We start from the raw sequence: 17,322 nt of genomic DNA on the forward strand, positions 1-17,322 counted from the left end.
GGCTGTTCTGGCCTGAAAAAAACGGTGCCATCCGCGCATGCGGTTTGGGCTTGTAAAATCACGCTTGGTTCAACCATCAACAGGCAATAAAGCGCTTGAGTTTCTGGTCTGAAATGTGGTTGGGCTTTTAAGCTAAAACCCTACATGTAGGGTTTTTTTAGCGCAGAGGTACAAGATAATGCGTTTTTGAGGGTGTTGCAACGTACTGCCTGTGGATAAACCTGTGCGTAAATTGTGTGTGAAAGGTGGAACGAGCGTGTAGGCCGCGACCTAGCTGGAGCGGACTGTTTTTCACGGATTTTCAGCGATTGAAAACAGTCATTCGGATTTTTAAGGGCGCGAACCCTATCACAAAAAACCGCTGTGTCCGAACGCATTTACGCGCTTGTGTTCCAGACGTGCGCCGTTTATACAATCGGCCAATGCAGATGCATTCTTATCCTCCCCAATCATTACAAAAAGACGGGCGGATCCTTCCCTATAAAGTGATGTTGGCAAGCAGAGGTCACCGTGGAGCAAGAAGTCTGGCAGGTATTGATTGTCGAGGACGACCAGCGTCTGGCCGAACTGACCCGCGACTATCTCGAAGCCAATGGCCTGCGCGTCTCGATCGAGGGCAGCGGCGCCCTTGCCGCGGCACGCATCATCAAGGAAAAACCGGACCTGGTGATCCTCGACCTGATGCTCCCCGGCGAAGATGGCCTGAGCATTTGCCGCAAGGTTCGCGACAAGTATGACGGCCCGATCCTGATGCTCACCGCGCGCACCGACGACACCGATCAAATCCTCGGCCTCGACCTCGGCGCCGACGACTACGTCTGCAAACCGGTTCGTCCACGCCTGCTGCTGGCGCGCATCCAGGCCTTGTTGCGGCGCAGTGAAACCCCTGAAACCGCTCCGGAGAAACAACGGCGCCTGCAGTTCGGCCCATTGGTGGTGGACAACGCGTTGCGCGAGGCCTGGCTGCATGACAAAGGCATCGAGTTGACCAGCGCCGAGTTCGATTTGCTCTGGCTGCTGGTAGCCAACGCCGGGCGCATTCTGTCTCGCGAAGAAATTTTCACCGCGCTGCGCGGTATCGGTTATGACGGCCAGGACCGCTCCATCGACGTGCGCATCTCGCGCATCCGGCCGAAGATCGGCGATGACCCGGAGCATCCGCGACTGATCAAAACCATCCGCAGTAAAGGTTATCTGTTCGTTCCCGAAGCCTGCGCAGACTTGTCGCTGTGAACTCGATCTTCCTGCGCATTTATGGCGGCATGTGCGCGGCGCTGATTCTGGTGGCCGTGCTCGGCGTGCTGGCCTTGCACTTGCTCAATCAGGTGCGCAGCGAGCAATACCGCGAGCGCCTGGCCCACGGCACGTTCTCGCTGATGGCCGACAACCTGCAACCGATGAACGAAACCGAGCGCCATCGGGCCTTGCTGGTGTGGGAGCGCTTGCTCGGCATTCCGTTGGCGCTGAAGACATTCCCCCAGACCGGCCTCGACCTGACCCAGCGTACCCGCGTGCTGCGCGGCCAAGCCCTGGTGGAGCAGACCGGCCCGCACGCGGCGAAGGTTTATCGCCTGGTCAGCGACAAGGAACAACTGGTGCTCACGGGGGAAGTCCAGCAGATCAGCGAGCAACTGGCGCGAGCGACCATTTATCTGCTGGCCGACGAACTGGTGCGCTACCCGGTGGCCGAGCAGCCCAAACGTCTGGCGCAGTTAAAGGAAGAGAAGGGGTTCGGCTTCGATCTGCAGTTGGTCACGATCGATCAGGCCGACATGGACGAAGACCAGAGCCGCCGCGTATCCGAAGGCGACACGGTAATGGCGTTGGGCAAGGGCGGTGATTCGATCCGGGTGTTTGCCGGCATGGTCGGTACGCCGTGGGTGCTGGAAATCGGTCCGCTGTATCAGATGAATCCTTACCCGCCTGAGTGGCTGGTGCTGATCGCGGCTCTCGGCCTGAGCCTGATCGGTTTGATTGTCTATCTGTTGGTGCGTCAGCTGGAGCGCCGTTTGCGCGGGCTGGAAGCGGCCGCCACGCGCATCGCCAAGGGCAGCCTGGAAACCCGTGTACCGGCACGCGGCGCGGACTCGGTGGGGCGCCTGGCCTCGGCGTTCAACGGCATGGCCGAGCACTTGCAGCAATTGTTGGCGATTCAGCGAGAACTGGTGCGTGCCGTGTCCCATGAACTGCGCACCCCAGTGGCGCGTTTGCGTTTTGGCCTGGAGATGATCGGCTCGGCCACCACGCCTGAGGCGCTGGAAAAATACCGCGAAGGGATGGACCACGACATCGAGGACCTCGATCGGCTAGTCGACGAGATGCTCACCTATGCGCGGCTGGAGCAAGGTTCGCCGGCGTTGAATTTTCAGCGGATCGATCTGGATGCGTTGGTCAATCAGGTGATCGAAGAACTGGCGCCACTGCGCGCCGAGGTCACCGTACAGCGTGGCTTGTGCCTGTCGGCCGCCGATTGCGACGACGCCTGGGTCGAGGCCGAGCCGCGTTACTTGCACCGGGCGTTGCAGAACCTGGTGAGCAACGCCATGCGCCACGCCCATTCGCGGGTGACCGTCAGTTATCAGGTGGGGCAGCAGCGTTGTCGGGTGGATGTCGAGGATGACGGACCGGGCGTGCCGGAAACCGCGTGGGAGAAAATCTTCACCCCGTTTCTGCGACTCGATGACAGCCGCACCCGCGCCTCGGGCGGGCATGGGTTGGGGTTATCGATTGTGCGGCGGATCATCCATTGGCACGACGGGCGAGCGTTGATCAGCAAGAGCAAGAGTTTGGGCGGGGCGTGTTTCAGTCTGAGCTGGCCGAGGAATCAGGAGCGGCGTTGAGATTGTTGGTGTCCTTTAGGGCCCTATCGCGGGCAAGCCCGCTCCCACAGGGTCCGTGTCGTACACAAAATCTGTGAACACCACTGAAACTGTGGGAGCGGGCTTGCCCGCGATGAGGCCATCCCAAACACTGAAAGCCTTCAAGCCTTGATACTGACCAGACTCAACAACTGCCCATCCATCACTGCAAACTGCGCATCCAGCTCAATGCCGCTACGCCATTCACTGGACAGGTCAGTCAACAACCGCAACCGCACTTCACCACCCGCGCTCCACTCCAGCACTTCGGCGTGTTCGAAATAGAAGCGCTTCTGGACGATCGGGTAGAGTGCCTTGAACAGGCTTTCTTTCACCGAAAACGTCAGCGTCACCCACAGTGCCAATTGATCACGAGCGCCGCCAGCCATGCGCTGCAACTCAGGCCCGGTGAGAATTTCCCCGGCCAGGCGTTCGGCGCGCTCCGCATCGAGCAGGTTTTCCAGGTCCATCCCCAGACCGCGCCAGTGCGCCTTGTTCGCGACAATCGCCGCGGCCCGGCCGGGGCTGTGGGTGATCGAGCCGGTGATATGCGATGGCCACACCGGTGCGCGGTCTTCGCCGATGGCCGGGATGAAACTCAGCCCTTCCAGTTGTTGCAACGCTGCCCGAGCGCAGACCCGCCCGGCGAGAAACTCGGCTTGGCGCTTGGCCACCGAACGCTGGATGCTCGCAGGCGGCTCAATGGCGCTGCGCTGGAAATCATCGCTGGCCAGTTGCCTGGTATCGAAGTGGGTACCCAACAAGACCGTATCGGGCAGCACAAACGGCAGCGGCCAATGGGCGTCGAGCGGGGTGCAGCAGACGGGTAGGGCGGGGACGGGATTCATGACGGGCATTTTGCCGGGTTGCCTTGAGGCTGGGTAGTAGCTGAGGGCTTTTGTGGCGAGGGAGCTTGCTCCCGTTCGGCTGCGAAGCAGTCGTAAAGTAAGGCAGCCGCATTGAACCTGACGAAATGCGGTTGCAGGTTTTGGGGCCGCTTCGCAGCCCAGCGGGAGCAAGCTCCCTCGCCACAGGGAGCAATGCCCGGCTCAATGCTGTTGGTGTGTCAGCCAAAAATCTTCTTGAAAAACGCCTGCATGTCCGCCCAAGACTTCTCATCCGCGGTCTTGCTGTAACCAATGTCTGGCCCGCCGTGGTCGCCATGGCTCAGACGATCCGCCTCGGGATTGCTGAACCCATGCTTGGCGCCTTCGAGGCTGACAAACTTGTAGTCGGCTTTGGCCTTGTCCATTTCTGCTTTGAATGCCATCACGTTTTCCGCCGTGACCATGCTGTCCAGAGCACCATGCTCCACCAGGATTTTCGTTTTCACGCTGCCAGGCGTCGCCGGCGTATTGGTCACCAGCGCACCATGGAAACTCACCACGCCTGCCAGCGGCACGCCTTGACGCGCTGCATCCAGCACCACCTTGCCGCCGAAGCAATAACCGATGGCCGCCAGTTTGTCCGGGTCGGTTTGCGGCTGTTTCTTCAGCAAATCGAGCCCGGCCTGAAACCGCGCGCTGGCTGCTGCGCTGTCCTTCAATGCTGCTTGCATGAAGGCCATGGCGTCCTTGGCGTGTTCGGTGTTCTTGCCGTCGCCAAACATGTCGATCGCCAGCGCGCTGTAACCCAGACCGGCCAGATCGCGGGCGCGGCGCTTGGCGTAGTCGTTGAGGCCCCACCACTCATGCACCACCACTACGCCCGGGCGCGGGCCTTTGATGGCGTCGTCGTAGGCGTAATAGCCGATCAGCTTGGTGCCATCGGCACTCTGGTAGGGAATTTCCTGGGTCTGGATGGCGGCCTGGCTGGCCCCGCTCAGAGCCAGTAACACGAGGGCGAGGAACACACGCATGATCAAATCTCCTTAAGAGTCGTCAGAACAGCGTAGTCGATGTGATTCAGCTCAGGTTCAGAGTGCGTTCAGGGGCAGTACAGGGAGGGGTGCGTAACCTTGCCCCGTACCCAAAAAGCACATAGCGCATGAGGAAACTCCCCAATGACTACTTTTAAAAAACTGTTTCTGGCTTTCACCATGATGGGCGCCAGTATTGCGGCCCACGCCGATACCACCAATTTCGCCGGCCTGACCTTTGGCCAGACCAGCGACAAGGTTAAAAAATCCAGCGCCCTGAACGACAACCTCAACCACCCGAACGCCGACGGTGTGATCGGCAAGGACAACACCTGGGGCGTGCGTCTGGGCCAGCAAGACAGCAAGGGCCGCTACTACGCCACTTACGACAACGTGTCGGGCTCGCACAATGGCATTAAACTGCGTCAGGAAAACCTGCTGGGCAGCTACGATCTGTTCTACCCGGTGGGTGGCAGCACCAAATTGTTCGGCGGTGGCACGGCCGGTTTGACCAAACTGACCCAGGATTCGCCAGGCTTCAGCCGCGACAGCGACATCGGTTACGCCATTGGTGGCCAGGTCGGTGTATTGCAGCAAGTTTCGCAAAACACCTCGGTCGAGCTGGGTTACCGTTACCTGCGCAGCAACGCCAGCACCGAGATGAGCGAGCGCGGTGGCAGCAAACAGGGTTCGCTGGACTTGACCAGCAGCGCCCAGACTTACCTGTCCGCCAACTACGCTTTCTAAAAAGCGTTTCGCGAGGGTATGCCCCGAGGCCAGTCTGTTAAACGCAATCCCTGTGGGAGCGGGGTTGCCCGCGATGACGGCAGCACATTCACCATTGATGTGTCAGACCGATCGCTATCGCGGGCAAGCCCGCTCCCACAGGGATTAAGGCTTAATTGACTGGCATTAGTGCACGCGCCGGATCACCCCAAGCGGTTGATCCGGCGTCGCCATGTTAGCCATCGAGGTGCGCATGCCTTTGTATGTGTTGCGCCTTTGGAGATGTTGATTTGCCCAGGAGAGCGTTATGAAATTGCTGGTCGTCGAAGATGAAGCGCTGTTGCGCCATCACCTGCAAACCCGCCTGACGGATAGCGGCCACGTGGTCGAGTCCGTGGCCAACGCGGAAGAGGCGTTGTATCAGGCCGAGCAGTTCAACCATGACCTGGCGGTGATCGATCTCGGTCTGCCGGGCATGGGCGGACTGGACCTGATTCGTCAATTGCGCTCCCGGGGCAAGACCTTCCCGATCCTGATCCTCACCGCACGCGGCAACTGGCAGGACAAGGTCGAAGGCCTCGCCGCCGGTGCCGACGACTACGTGGTCAAGCCGTTCCAGTTCGAAGAGCTGGACGCCCGCCTGAATGCCTTGCTGCGACGCTCCAGCGGTTTCACCCAGTCGACCATCGTCGCCGGCCCCTTGCTGCTGGACCTCAATCGCAAGCAGGCGTCCCTCGACGAGCAACCGCTGGCGCTGACCGCCTACGAATACCGGATCCTCGAATACCTGATGCGGCATCACCAGCAAGTGGTGGCCAAGGACCGCTTGATGGAGCAGCTCTACCCGGATGACGGCGAGCGCGATCCGAATGTGATCGAGGTATTGGTCGGCCGCTTGCGCCGCAAACTCGAAGGCCCGGCCGGCTTCAAACCGATCGATACCGTGCGTGGCCTCGGCTACCTGTTCAACGAGCGCTGCACTTGATTCGTTCCCTTCGTGTCCGCTTGATGCTCGCCGCCACGATCCTGGCGGTGTTGTTCATGCTGGCGTTGCTGCCTGCGATGCAGGGCGCGTTCAGCCTGGCGTTGCAGGATTCCATCGAACAACGCCTGGCGTCGGACGTCACCACGCTGATCTCCGCCGCCCGGGTGGATAACAACCGCTTGCAGATGCCGGCGCAATTGCCCGATGAACGCTTCAACCTCGCCGACAGCCGATTGCTCGGCTATATCTATGACCGCGAAGGTCATCTGGTCTGGCGCTCGAAGGCCACCCAGGAAGAGAAGATTAACTACAAGCCACGCTACGATGGACGCGGTAACGAGTTCGCGCGGATCAGCGAAGCCAATGGTGAAGAGTTCTTCGTCTATGACGTCGAAGTCAAACTGCTGGGCGGCCAAAGTGCGGCGTTCAGCATCGTCGCCCTGCAACCGGTGCGCGAATACGAAGTCACGCTAGAAGGCCTGCGGGAAAACCTTTATCTGGGCTTCGGCGCAGCCTTGCTGGTGTTGCTCGCCTTGCTGTGGATCGGCCTGACCTGGGGCTTGCAGGCGTTGCGTCGGCTGAGCCAGGAGCTGGACCAGATCGAAAGCGGCACCCGCGAAAGCCTCAGCGAACAACACCCGCGTGAACTGCTGCGCCTGACCGGCTCGCTCAACCGTTTGTTGCACAGCGAACGTGAACAGCGCAGCCGTTATCGCGATTCCCTCGACGACCTGGCCCACAGCCTGAAAACCCCGCTGACAGTGTTGCAAGGGGTCAGTGAAGACATGGCGCAAAAGCCGCAAGAGCGCGATCAGGCCTGGGTGCTGCAAACCCAGATCGAACGCATGAGCCAGCAGATCGGCTATCAACTGCAACGCGCCAGCCTGCGCAAAAGTGGCCTGGTGCGCCATCAGGTGCGCCTGCGACCGGTGCTGCAAAGCCTCTGCGACACGCTGGGCAAGGTCTATCGCGACAAGCCCGTGCGCGTCACTTTTGATCTGCCGCAGCAGTGTTACGTGCCGATCGAGCAAGGTGCGCTGCTGGAAATGATGGGCAACCTGCTGGAAAACGCCTATCGCCTGTGCCTCGGCGAAGTGCGCATCAGCGTGCGTGAAACCCTCAGCGGGATTGAGTTGAGCGTTGAAGATGACGGGCCGGGCGTACCACCGGATCAACGTGCGCGGATTCTGCAGCGTGGCGAGCGGCTGGATCGTCAGCACCCGGGGCAGGGGATCGGGTTGGCAGTGGTCAAGGACATTATTGAAAGCTACAGCGCCAAGCTGACACTGGGGGATTCGCCGATGGGCGGGGCGGCGTTCCGGATTCATTTTCCGGTGGTTTGATCCTGGGTTTGAGGGTGTTCTTTTGGGCCTCATCGCGGGCAAGCCCGCTCCCACAGTGGGCTATGTCGTTCACAAATTTTGTGTTCAGACTCGAAACCTGTGGGAGCGGGCTTGCCCGCGATGAGGCCGGTACAGCCACCACAAGGCTCGGTGTCAGACCGCTAAACAAGCACTGTTTAAACGACACTTCCAGATACTCTCCCAGGCTACACATCCTTGCGCCGCTGCCTACGACTACGCCAGAATCCGCCGGCTTGTGCGCCTTGGCCCTGATCTTTATCGTTTCCGCATCGCTGCCAATCAGCGATCGGGTTTAGCGACCCGACCAGGTATAAGCGCAACACTTCAGTCTTGCTGCAGGCGAACGTCTGCAGTTTCGATATGGCGGCTGTGCGCGGGAGACCCTCGGGTCTGCCGGGTCTTATACCTCTCGGTTCGCTAACCTGCGTACAGCCGCCACCCTTACTTGTTTAGCGACAGGTTCTGGTGGCTCCATCAGGTATAAGGAGCTTCACCATGTTCAAAATCACACCTAACCCACCGGAAACCGACGACGTTTCCCCCTACGAATCCCTCGATTCCAAAAAACTCAACGAAGCCGCCGACCGCGCCCTCGATCACTACCTCAAGCCGCCCATCCCCAAAGACACCAAGCGCAAACCCAGCACCATTTACCACGTCGGCGCCGAGGTCGATAACGAAACCCTGCTGGTCAACGCCTGCGAATCCCTGGCGTCCGCGAGCATGATGCTCAATGAGTTCGCCGGATTGATGGACATGCCACATCGCAACATGATGTTGGGGATTCAATCGGTGGTCATGCTCGGTGAGCTGGCGGTGAATCGGGTGCTGGATAACCTCGATCCACAAGGCTAGCCAGGAAAATCAAAAGATCTATGGCAATGGAGCTTGTTGTGGCGAGGGAGCTTGCTCCCGCTCGGCTGCGCAGCAGTCGTAAAACCGGTGCATGCAGTGTGTCTGAAGAAAACGTGATTGCCGGGTTTGGGGCCGCTTCGCAACCCAGCGGGAGCAAGCTCCCTCGCCACAACAGCTTGGTTAGCTGCAAGTTTTGCTGTGTTCTTTCGGGCCTCATCGCGGGCAAGCCCGCTCCCACAGGTTTCGACTTCTGACACAAAATTTGTGAACAACACCGCCCCCTGTGGGAGCGGGCTTGCCCGCGATGGGGCCAGTCAATTCAACGCAAATATCAGTTCTCCTGCGCCCGATAAGCCCCCGGCGTCAACCCCGTCCATTTCTTGAACGCCCGGTGAAACGCCGAAGGTTCGGAAAACCTCAGCTACTCGCAATGATCTATCGACAGTAAAGGCTGACCGTCCATCCGGAAAGCACGTCGACCTGTAAGTTCTGACAGTAGCCAGTTTCCCCTGCCTGGTGTGTGATGTGCCTTCGTCCCGAGAGGACTCAGGATTTGTCACCTCCCCAGGAGAACATGATGGATATCCAGTCTGCCGCGTTGAACGAGCTGTTTGTGCTGTACCCCATCATCATCCAAGGCTGGGTGTCACCGGTGAAACCTGCCGATTTAGCTCACGGCGGTATTCCCAAGTCCCTTTACGATGGCCAGCCCAATGGCCTTGAGTGTCTGGTTGATCCGTGGACCGAGGTCCACACCGGTGCGCTGGCGGCGGATGATCGCGTTGATTTGTACCTCAACGACGATCCCACCCCCGTGACGGGGAAGACTGTCGCTCCGGGAGAAGAGCAACTGCGCCTGCGGCTGTACGTGCCTCATGGGCGCCTGCGTCATGGGGTCAATAGACTGCATTACAAAGTCACCCGCCCCGGTGGAAGCGCCGAACCTTCTCGGGATTTAAATGTGCTGTATCACCTGCGTTCTCCTGGTGAGCCTGCGCCGGAAGGCCTGGACCTGGTGATCCCGCCCGACGTTATCAAAGACGGGGTCAGCGCCGAGCGGGCGGTGCAAGGTGTGGAGTTCGGGTTCACCTATTCCAACCCGCGAGCCTATGACCGTATTCGCTTTCAGTTAGGCGATGAGTCGGTTGAGTGGGAGATCACCGACGCTTCGACGCCGGTGACCAAAACACTCTTCACCGACACGTTCCAGCAGGTGGGTGACAACCCGAATCTGCTGCTTGATTTCGTCGTTTTTGACCAGTTGGGCAATTTCAGCCGATCGTCTACCAAGGAGGTCGATGTTCACCTTGGCCGTGTCAATCTCTCGGCGGCAATCCTTCGAGAAATCCCGACCGAGAACAATGACGACCCCAACACGGTGGACCTCGCCAAGTTGAACGGTAATCCGCTGTCGGCGCTGATCCACCTCGTCGAAACGATCTGGAAGGTGGGTGACTCAATCAAGCTGGTGTTTACCGCCGAGTTGAATGGCGGTGTCGTTGCGACTCACGAAGAAACATCGCCAATAACGCAAGTGCCGAGTCAGTTTGTGTGGAGTGTTCCCAATAATAAGATCATCCCCAACAGCACCGTGAAGGTGGTGTATGAACAGGTCCGAGGCGGTGCAGTCATCGCAACTTCTTTACCTGCCACGGCGCAGGTGATTGGCGTAGGCGTTATCAAATTAAACCCGGCGACACTGGTTGCACCGGCTGTCAGCCCGATCGATCTGTGGCTCTATCCGACCGGCGTCACCGTGCGCACCGAGTTCCTGGATGCGCTTGCGGGGGACCAGGCTCAATTGATCGAAATCAATCCACCCGCCGGTGCCACACCATTTCCAGCAGTGGCGTTCAATGCGAACAAGCGGACGAACACCGTCCTCAGCCAGGCCTTTCTTGCGGCACGGCACGGGGCGCAACTGACGTTTCGCTGGGCGCTGATTCGAGGGGGCAAGGAGATTGCCCGATCGGGGCCGTTGGTGTTGAACGTGAATCGGATTGCGGATGGGGATCCTCGATTAACAGTTCCTCACATTGTGCAGGCGAATGGCACTTCCGTCGTTGACCTCAACAATTTTGCCGGCGATGCCACCTTTTCAATTGCTAAATGGCCACTCATCCAAGCGCAACAATTGATCTCGGTAACGCTTTCCAGCGTAGGAAGTCAGTCACTGATCTTGCTTCAGCGCCATTCTGTCTCGGCTGCGGAAGCGGAGAGTGGTTTGACCAGAGCTATATCTCGCAGTTGGTTAAACGGTTTATCGGACAACAAAAAAATCACGCTCAGGGTTGAGGTGATATTCGGTAGTGATTCGGTGACCCCAGTGGTTTTTAAAGAGCCTGAGTACACGGTCAGTCAGGCTTTTTTCAGGGCGGTTGAAAGCTTTGAAAACTCTTCTCCGGTGTATTTCACGCCAGGTGTTGCGCATGGACTTCCCAGCGCAATTGTTCTCCAGTCATTGGGCGGTACTGTTTATTTAACCAACCCTCCTGTTCCACCGCACACCGCTTTGCTGGGAAGGGTAACGCTGGGCATGTTAGGGGCTGTGCGTTTTACGTTTCCGAGAGGCGGATCCTCTGTGAAGTTTATGATCGACTCGCACCAGCAAGAGGAAGCAGGGGCCGTCACCTACTACGGAGCAAACAACCAGATCATTGGTCATCGGCCACTTCCCTACACCGGAAATTATCAATACGCGTACGTTATTTTTACGGCGCCCGTTGGCCAAAAAATAGCGTCATTTGAAGTCCGTAATGCCAACGATATGTTCCTGGACAATATAACGGTCGGTTAAACGTTGATGTTGCGCGATGCGAGTGGGTAAGTGTCGTGCCTGACAGATACGCCTGGCTTGAGATCCAGCCCTCTCCCCTTGGGAGAGGGCTGGATCTCAAGCCTTGAATCAATGCTCCTGCGCCCGATAAGCCCCCGGCGTCAACCCCGTCCACTTCTTGAACGCCCGGTGAAACGCCGAAGGTTCGGAAAACCCCAACTGCTCGGCAATCTGTTGCAACGACAGATCCGCACGCCCCAGGTGATAAATCGCAATGTCCCGCCGCAACTGGTCCTTCAATTCCTGAAAACTCGTGCCTTCTTCGCGCAAATGCCGACGCAACGTTTGCGGGCTGATGTGCAGGTGCGCGGCCACGGCTTCCAGGTCCGGCCAATGTGCACTGTCGCGGCTGAGCAAGCGGCGCAACTGGCTGCTCAGGCTGTCGCCTTCGTCGGGGCGCGAGAGCAGGTCGGCGGGGGAGCGTTCGAGAAAGTGCTTGAGGGTGCGTTCGTCCTGCAGCAGTGGCATGTTCAGGTAGCGACTGTGGAACAGCAGGCTACTCTGAATAGGGGTGCTCTTTGCTGTGGAAAAGCCCAGTGGGCAGGAAAACAGCAAATCGTATTCGGCCCCGTGCTCGGGCTTTGGATAGCTGAACGTGGCTTGCTCCAGGCGAATGCGCTGGCCAATCAGCCAGCTGCCAAATCGATGCCAGATCACCAGCAGGCTTTCAGTGAGGAAGTGGTCCGGGTCCCACAGCGGCGAATCGTCCAGGCTCAGGCGAATCATGTCGCCTTCGCGGTTCAGCGTCAGACGCGGTGCCCCGGGGAACAGGCTGTAAAACAATAGGCCGCGATTGAGCGCTTTCTCCAGCGTGTGGCAGTGGATCACCGCGTGGCACATCATGGCGAAGCTGCCGGGTTTGCTAGGTGCCTGCCCGAAGCCCAGGTATTCGTCGTCCAGGGCCAGCCACAGCCTCTGGATCAATCGGGCGAACTGCTCGGGCGCGATACGCGCACGCGGTTCGTCGAGCAACTCGGGGCTGATCCCCAGTTGCTGCAGCAGGCTCGAATAGTCATACCCGCGCCGATGCGCGCCACCGAGGGCGGCACGGGCGAAATGGCTGGCGATGGTGCGTTCACGCATAGAGGGCAGGTCCGTCCACTGAGTAATGGAGAGTAGCGGTGCCGGTCGATGATGAACAAGGCGGATATCCGCCAAATTGCAGGACGCAGTTTGGTTGATGGGCGGAAATCCGCCACTTTGACGTAACCGCTCAGTGACAAGGAAGAACTCGCAACCCTTGATGCCTGAAGCGTGTAGGAGTTTTTACCGAAGGTGGCACGGGGCTTGCGATACAAGCCGCAGAGGTCTGCCAGCGCGCAGCTCGACAAAACAAATCCCTCCAGTGCAGGAGGGTTCGCAAATGAGGTGTCAGGGACAACAGATGGATGTTGTTACTGAGGCACTCTTGAGGAACTTTGCAATGACGACTCGTCAGCCACTGTATAAATCCCTGTACTTCCAGGTGATCGTTGCCATCGCTATCGGCATCCTGCTCGGTCACTTCTACCCGCAGACCGGTGTAGCCCTCAAGCCGCTGGGTGACGGGTTCATCAAACTGATCAAAATGATCATCGCTCCGATCATCTTCTGCACCGTCGTCAGCGGTATCGCGGGCATGCAGAACATGAAGTCGGTCGGCAAGACCGGCGGTTACGCGCTGCTGTACTTCGAAATCGTTTCGACCATCGCCTTGCTGGTCGGTCTGGTCGTGGTCAACATCGTGCAGCCGGGTAACGGCATGCACATCGACGTCACCACGCTGGATGCCTCCAAAATCGCTACCTACGTTGCTGCCGGTGCGGATCAAAGCGTCGTTGGCTTCCTGTTGAATGTCATCCCGACCACCATCATTGGCGCGTTCGCCACGGGCGATATCCTGCAAGTGCTGATGTTCTCGGTGATCTTCGGTTTCGCCCTGCATCGCCTGGGTGCCTACGGCAAGCCGATCCTGGACTTCATCGATCGCTTCGCCCACGTGATGTTCAACATCATCAACATGATCATGAAGCTCGCGCCACTCGGTGCCTTCGGTGCCATGGCCTTCACCATCGGTGCCTACGGTGTGGGTTCGCTGGTGCAACTGGGTCAGCTGATGGCCTGCTTCTACATCACGTGCCTGCTGTTCATTCTGGTGGTGCTGGGCGGTATCGCTCGCGCTCACGGCTTCAGCGTGCTGAAAGTGATCCGCTACATCCGTGAAGAGCTGCTGATCGTGCTGGGTACTTCCTCTTCGGAATCGGTACTGCCACGCATGCTGATCAAGATGGAGCGTCTGGGCGCGCAGAAATCCGTTGTGGGTCTGGTGATCCCGACCGGTTACTCGTTCAACCTCGACGGTACGGCGATCTACCTGACCATGGCGGCTGTGTTCATTGCTCAGGCAACTGACACCCAGATGGACCTCACTCACCAGATCACTCTGCTGGTGGTGTTGCTGCTGTCCTCCAAAGGCGCTGCCGGCGTGACCGGTTCGGGCTTCATCGTTCTGGCTGCCACCTTGTCCGCTGTCGGCCACCTGCCGGTCGCTGGCCTGGCGCTGATCCTCGGTATCGACCGCTTCATGTCCGAAGCCCGCGCGCTGACCAACCTGATCGGTAACGCGGTTGCCACCCTTGTTGTGGCCAAGTGGGTCAAGGAACTGGATACCGACGTGCTGCAAGCCGAGCTGGCCTCGGGCGGTCGCGGTATTGCCGACGAACCTAAAGACGATGTTCTGGGCCACGTCGAAGGGGCAACCCCGACGAACGCCAAGTAAGCCTTGTTGTAATGAAAAACCCGCTTCGGCGGGTTTTTTCATGCCTGCGATTTGAGCGCAACGGTCACCACCGCTGACACATAAGGTGATTGCTGCAATGTCCTAGGCTGCCTAGGCTTGGGGGATCGCATTGGAGAACACTTATGCTCGGTCCTCTGGCATCACTCAAGGTTCTGGATTTCTCGACACTGCTGCCGGGGCCGTTCGCCTCGTTGCTGCTGGCAGACATGGGCGCCGAGGTGCTGCGCATCGAATCGCCGACCCGCATGGACCTGCTGCGAGTATTGCCGCCGCATGATCAAGGCGTGTCGGCCAGCCACGCCTACCTCAATCGCAACAAGCGCAGCCTGGCGCTGGACCTCAAGCAGCCCGAGGCGCTGGAGGTGATCAAGCAATTGCTGCAGGACCACGACATCGTGCTGGAGCAGTTTCGCCCCGGCGTGATGGACCGGTTGGGTTTGGGGTATGAAGCCTTGAAGGCGATCAACCCGAAGCTGATTTATGTGTCGATCACCGGTTATGGCCAGACCGGCCCCTACAAGGATCGCGCCGGCCACGACATCAACTACCTGGCGCTGGCGGGGTTGGCGAGCTACACCGGCCGTGCCGACAGCGGCCCGTTGCCGTTGGGCATGCAGGTGGCGGATATCGCCGGTGGCTCGCTGCACGGGGTGATCGGCCTGCTGGCGGCGGTGATTGCACGGCAGCAGACCGGGCAAGGGCAGCACCTGGATGTAAGCATGACCGACTGCGCCTTCAGCCTGAATGCCATGGCCGGTGCCGGGTACCTGGCCTGTGGCGTGGAGCCGGGCAGGGAAGAGCAGATGCTCAATGGCGGCAGCTTCTACGACTATTACCGCTCACGCGATGGACGCTGGTTGTCGGTGGGCAGTCTGGAGCCGGCGTTCATGCAGCAACTCTGCACGGCGCTGGGCCGGCCGGAACTGGCGACCCAGGGGCTGTCACCCGAACCGGCCCGGCAACAGGCGCTCAAGGAGGCGCTGAAAGTTGAATTCGAAAAATATGACTTTGCCGATTTGTGCGCGTTGTTTGCCGAACTCGATGCGTGTGTCGAGCCGGTGTTGAGCCTGGACGAAGCGGTGCGGCATCCGCAGTTGAAGGCGCGGGAATTGGTGACTGAGGTGCCGCGTGGGGACGGTTCGACTCAGGCGCAGATGGCTTGCCCGTTGAAGTTTTCAGCGGGGTTGCCTGAGCCGCGGCATATCGGGGCGAGGCTGGGTGAGCATACCGACCAGGTCTTGGGGGAGTTGGGGTTTAGTGTTGAGCGGATCGAGGAATTGCGCCGTGCCAGGGTGGTTATCTAGCGTCTGTCCCGGCCCAATCGCGGGCAAGCCCGCTCCCACAGGGATCAGCTTTGATTACAAAATTTGTGAACGAATCCGATCACTGTGGGAGCGGGCTTGCCCGCGATGAGGCCGGCCGAACCACCACAAATCTGACTTATTCGACCCGCATCTCCCCACTAAACACCAATGTGCTTCTGCACCGTCGGCACAAATACCGCCGCCCCTGTCTCACCAGACCATGACGCTGCGCCGAAAACGGGAAATCGCTGTCGGCGCACGGGCATTTGTAGATGTAGCGGGTCACGCTGCGGCGTTTGACGTCGTAGGTGTGGCAGCGGTTGGGCGGCAGTTCGTAAACACCGCGCATGATCAGTTGCCACTCTTCGCCATGAGGCTGGATGCGGTCGCCGAACAGTTGATGGGCGATCAGGTGCGCGACTTCATGCGCCACGGTCTGCTTGAGGAAGTCTTCGGTGTTTTCCCGGTAGAGCTGCGGATTGAAGCGCAGCAGGTTCTCGTGCAAATGCGCGACACCGGCTTTTTGCCCGCGCAGCTTGAGGCTCACCACGGGGCGTTTGAAAGGTCGTTTAAAAAAGGATTCGGCTTGTTGGAAACAGTCTTCGACGCGGGTATTGAGTTGCTCGGGCATGCTTGATGGATCTCCAGAGACGTCGAGTATGCCGCAACCCTCGGAACTTGCGAATCGCCGAGGCGCCGAATGGTCGTACCTCCTGCTCTCTTAGAGAGTAGAAGGCCGCCTTGCGGCGGCCTGTGTTGGCAGATCTTGTTTTTGGCGGGTGTGTTGCTAATTCGTATAGACCGGTCCCACGCCCAGTCCCCAGACAATCACCGTGAACGCCATGATCGCCACCAGCACCACCAGTCCTACGGCTAGCACGGAGCTTGAAAACAGGAATCCCTCGTCCGACGGAATATTCATGAACGTTGGCAGGCCCACATACAGCAGGTACACCGTGTAGCAGATGGCTGCGGTGCCGACGATCATTCCCAGCCACATATGCGGGTACAGCGCCGCCAGGCCGCCGATGAACAGTGGAGTCGCGGTGTACGTGGCGAACGCGACACAGCGTGCCAGGCTCGGGTTGGCGTCATAGGTGCGGGCCATCCAGTGGATGAAAGCCCCCATCACTGCGACACCGCCGAGCATCGCCAGGTACGACATGACGGTCATCCAAAGTGCGCTTTCCGTGGTCAGCATCACCGGCGCCCGGCTACCGATGACCCAGCCGACCTGCGTGGTGCCGATAAACGCTGATACAGCGGGGATCGCCGCCAGAATCAGGGTGTGCGTGAGGTACATGTGGCTGATGCTTTCCTCCTGGTCGCCACGGATTTCTTTCCATTCCTGGTCAGGGTGGGTGAAGAGCCCCACTACGTGATGGATCATGCCAGTCACTCCTCTTGTTGTTGCCATCGCCCCCCAGCGGAGCGCTTACGGGCCAAAGTGGCCAGGTAAGTACAGGTCTGAATACGTGTGCGACCTTATGCCGCAGTATAGAAAGGAGTTACCGGTAATAGTGCGAGGGGCTTAGAGCAAATCGCGCTGTAAACACTCTTGTTAATCGCCGCCGGGTCTGTACCGAATGACCTCTGTGGCGAGGGAGCTTGCTCCCGCTGGGGCGCGAAGCGGCCCCAAGACATCCACCCCAGTCGTGTCAGGCAAACCGGCGGCGGCAGGTTTTGCGACTGCTGCGCAGCCGGGCGGGAGCAAGCTCCCTCGCCACAGGGGTATGCTCAAGTCATCTAAAGCGCAG

At 59.3% G+C, this 17,322-nt stretch carries 14 protein-coding genes and 1 pseudogene; 9 read left to right on the forward strand and 6 right to left on the reverse strand.

What is annotated here, in order from left to right; translation table 11 throughout:
* Positions 1-510 precede the first annotated feature (510 nt).
* Both ACZ3HH_RS17755 and ACZ3HH_RS17760 read left to right on the forward strand, forming a co-directional pair.
* Positions 511-1,233, forward strand: a complete 723-nt coding sequence (locus ACZ3HH_RS17755) for a response regulator (protein WP_465806331.1) — start codon at positions 511-513, stop codon at positions 1,231-1,233.
* On the forward strand, positions 1,230-2,840 hold the full coding sequence (locus ACZ3HH_RS17760; protein WP_465806343.1) for an ATP-binding protein: 1,611 nt from the start codon (positions 1,230-1,232) through the stop codon (positions 2,838-2,840). The genes ACZ3HH_RS17755 and ACZ3HH_RS17760 overlap by 4 nt, the downstream gene beginning before the upstream one ends.
* Before the next feature lie 140 nt (positions 2,841-2,980).
* Here the strand turns inward: ACZ3HH_RS17760 and ACZ3HH_RS17765 are convergent, their stop codons facing one another.
* Positions 2,981-3,706: a 4'-phosphopantetheinyl transferase family protein gene (locus ACZ3HH_RS17765; RefSeq protein WP_465806345.1), complete on the reverse strand. Its 726-nt coding sequence runs from the start codon at positions 3,704-3,706 to the stop codon at positions 2,981-2,983.
* Positions 3,707-3,924: 218 nt separating this feature from the next.
* Positions 3,925-4,716, reverse strand: coding sequence for a dienelactone hydrolase family protein (locus ACZ3HH_RS17770; protein ID WP_465806347.1), 792 nt, complete (start codon positions 4,714-4,716; stop codon positions 3,925-3,927).
* Positions 4,717-4,860: 144 nt separating this feature from the next.
* Here ACZ3HH_RS17770 and ACZ3HH_RS17775 point away from each other — a divergent pair, with 144 nt between their 5' ends.
* The 4 genes from ACZ3HH_RS17775 to ACZ3HH_RS17790 all read left to right on the forward strand — a co-directional run bounded on the left by ACZ3HH_RS17775 (position 4,861) and on the right by ACZ3HH_RS17790 (position 8,646).
* A complete protein-coding gene (locus ACZ3HH_RS17775) occupies positions 4,861-5,463 on the forward strand; it encodes a hypothetical protein (RefSeq protein WP_465806349.1) in 603 nt (200 codons plus the stop codon).
* Between the two features lie 286 nt (positions 5,464-5,749).
* Positions 5,750-6,427: a response regulator gene (locus ACZ3HH_RS17780; RefSeq protein WP_007899104.1), complete on the forward strand. Its 678-nt coding sequence runs from the start codon at positions 5,750-5,752 to the stop codon at positions 6,425-6,427.
* Complete coding sequence (locus ACZ3HH_RS17785) at positions 6,424-7,770, forward strand: ATP-binding protein (protein ID WP_465806351.1); 1,347 nt, start codon at positions 6,424-6,426, stop codon at positions 7,768-7,770. Before ACZ3HH_RS17780 ends, ACZ3HH_RS17785 begins: the two co-directional genes overlap by 4 nt.
* Before the next feature lie 516 nt (positions 7,771-8,286).
* Positions 8,287-8,646 (forward strand): DUF6124 family protein, encoded by a 360-nt coding sequence (locus tag ACZ3HH_RS17790; RefSeq protein ID WP_465806353.1) that lies wholly within the window; start codon positions 8,287-8,289, stop codon positions 8,644-8,646.
* 331 nt (positions 8,647-8,977) lie between these two features.
* On the opposite strand, the pseudogene ACZ3HH_RS17795 reads toward ACZ3HH_RS17790, so the two are convergent.
* Positions 8,978-9,067, reverse strand: a pseudogene (locus ACZ3HH_RS17795) (AraC family transcriptional regulator); the annotation flags it as partial.
* A gap of 153 nt (positions 9,068-9,220) precedes the next feature.
* Between ACZ3HH_RS17795 and ACZ3HH_RS17800 the strand changes: the two are divergent.
* Entirely contained in the window at positions 9,221-11,443 is a 2,223-nt protein-coding gene (locus ACZ3HH_RS17800) for a hypothetical protein (RefSeq protein WP_465806355.1), read from the forward strand.
* 108 nt (positions 11,444-11,551) lie between these two features.
* Here the strand turns inward: ACZ3HH_RS17800 and ACZ3HH_RS17805 are convergent, their stop codons facing one another.
* On the reverse strand, positions 11,552-12,565 hold the full coding sequence (locus ACZ3HH_RS17805; protein ID WP_465806357.1) for an AraC family transcriptional regulator: 1,014 nt from the start codon (positions 12,563-12,565) through the stop codon (positions 11,552-11,554).
* A 340-nt stretch (positions 12,566-12,905) separates the two neighbouring features.
* Between ACZ3HH_RS17805 and ACZ3HH_RS17810 the strand changes: the two genes are divergently transcribed.
* Both ACZ3HH_RS17810 and ACZ3HH_RS17815 read left to right on the forward strand, forming a co-directional pair.
* Positions 12,906-14,240: a dicarboxylate/amino acid:cation symporter gene (locus tag ACZ3HH_RS17810; protein WP_465806359.1), complete on the forward strand. Its 1,335-nt coding sequence runs from the start codon at positions 12,906-12,908 to the stop codon at positions 14,238-14,240.
* 143 nt (positions 14,241-14,383) lie between these two features.
* Positions 14,384-15,565 (forward strand): CaiB/BaiF CoA transferase family protein, encoded by a 1,182-nt coding sequence (locus ACZ3HH_RS17815; RefSeq protein WP_465806361.1) that lies wholly within the window; start codon positions 14,384-14,386, stop codon positions 15,563-15,565.
* 136 nt (positions 15,566-15,701) lie between these two features.
* Here the strand turns inward: ACZ3HH_RS17815 and ACZ3HH_RS17820 are convergent, their stop codons facing one another.
* Together ACZ3HH_RS17820 and ACZ3HH_RS17825 are read right to left on the reverse strand one after the other, a co-directional pair.
* Positions 15,702-16,196, reverse strand: a complete 495-nt coding sequence (locus ACZ3HH_RS17820) for a SprT family zinc-dependent metalloprotease (RefSeq protein ID WP_008011643.1) — start codon at positions 16,194-16,196, stop codon at positions 15,702-15,704.
* 156 nt (positions 16,197-16,352) lie between these two features.
* The gene (locus tag ACZ3HH_RS17825; RefSeq protein ID WP_123360297.1) at positions 16,353-16,955 is read right to left on the reverse strand and encodes a Yip1 family protein; all 603 of its coding nucleotides are present in this window, start codon (positions 16,953-16,955) and stop codon (positions 16,353-16,355) included.
* Between the last annotated feature and the right edge of the window lie 367 nt (positions 16,956-17,322).

It is taken from the genome of Pseudomonas sp. PME37.24/025, from assembly GCF_055556615.1.

What these genes read in the sequence shown, in the direction of transcription:
- ACZ3HH_RS17765 (WP_465806345.1), bottom strand. Translation starts at nt 3,706, where the DNA reads ATGAATCCCGTCCCCGCCCTACCCGTCTGCTGCACCCCGCTCGACGCC.
- ACZ3HH_RS17770 (WP_465806347.1), bottom strand. Translation starts at nt 4,716, where the DNA reads ATGCGTGTGTTCCTCGCCCTCGTGTTACTGGCTCTGAGCGGGGCCAGC.
- ACZ3HH_RS17775 (WP_465806349.1), top strand. Translation starts at nt 4,861, where the DNA reads ATGACTACTTTTAAAAAACTGTTTCTGGCTTTCACCATGATGGGCGCC.
- ACZ3HH_RS17780 (WP_007899104.1), top strand. Translation starts at nt 5,750, where the DNA reads ATGAAATTGCTGGTCGTCGAAGATGAAGCGCTGTTGCGCCATCACCTG.
- ACZ3HH_RS17790 (WP_465806353.1), top strand. Translation starts at nt 8,287, where the DNA reads ATGTTCAAAATCACACCTAACCCACCGGAAACCGACGACGTTTCCCCC.
- ACZ3HH_RS17800 (WP_465806355.1), top strand. Translation starts at nt 9,221, where the DNA reads ATGATGGATATCCAGTCTGCCGCGTTGAACGAGCTGTTTGTGCTGTAC.
- ACZ3HH_RS17805 (WP_465806357.1), bottom strand. Translation starts at nt 12,565, where the DNA reads ATGCGTGAACGCACCATCGCCAGCCATTTCGCCCGTGCCGCCCTCGGT.
- ACZ3HH_RS17810 (WP_465806359.1), top strand. Translation starts at nt 12,906, where the DNA reads ATGACGACTCGTCAGCCACTGTATAAATCCCTGTACTTCCAGGTGATC.
- ACZ3HH_RS17815 (WP_465806361.1), top strand. Translation starts at nt 14,384, where the DNA reads ATGCTCGGTCCTCTGGCATCACTCAAGGTTCTGGATTTCTCGACACTG.
- ACZ3HH_RS17820 (WP_008011643.1), bottom strand. Translation starts at nt 16,196, where the DNA reads ATGCCCGAGCAACTCAATACCCGCGTCGAAGACTGTTTCCAACAAGCC.
- ACZ3HH_RS17825 (WP_123360297.1), bottom strand. Translation starts at nt 16,955, where the DNA reads ATGATCCATCACGTAGTGGGGCTCTTCACCCACCCTGACCAGGAATGG.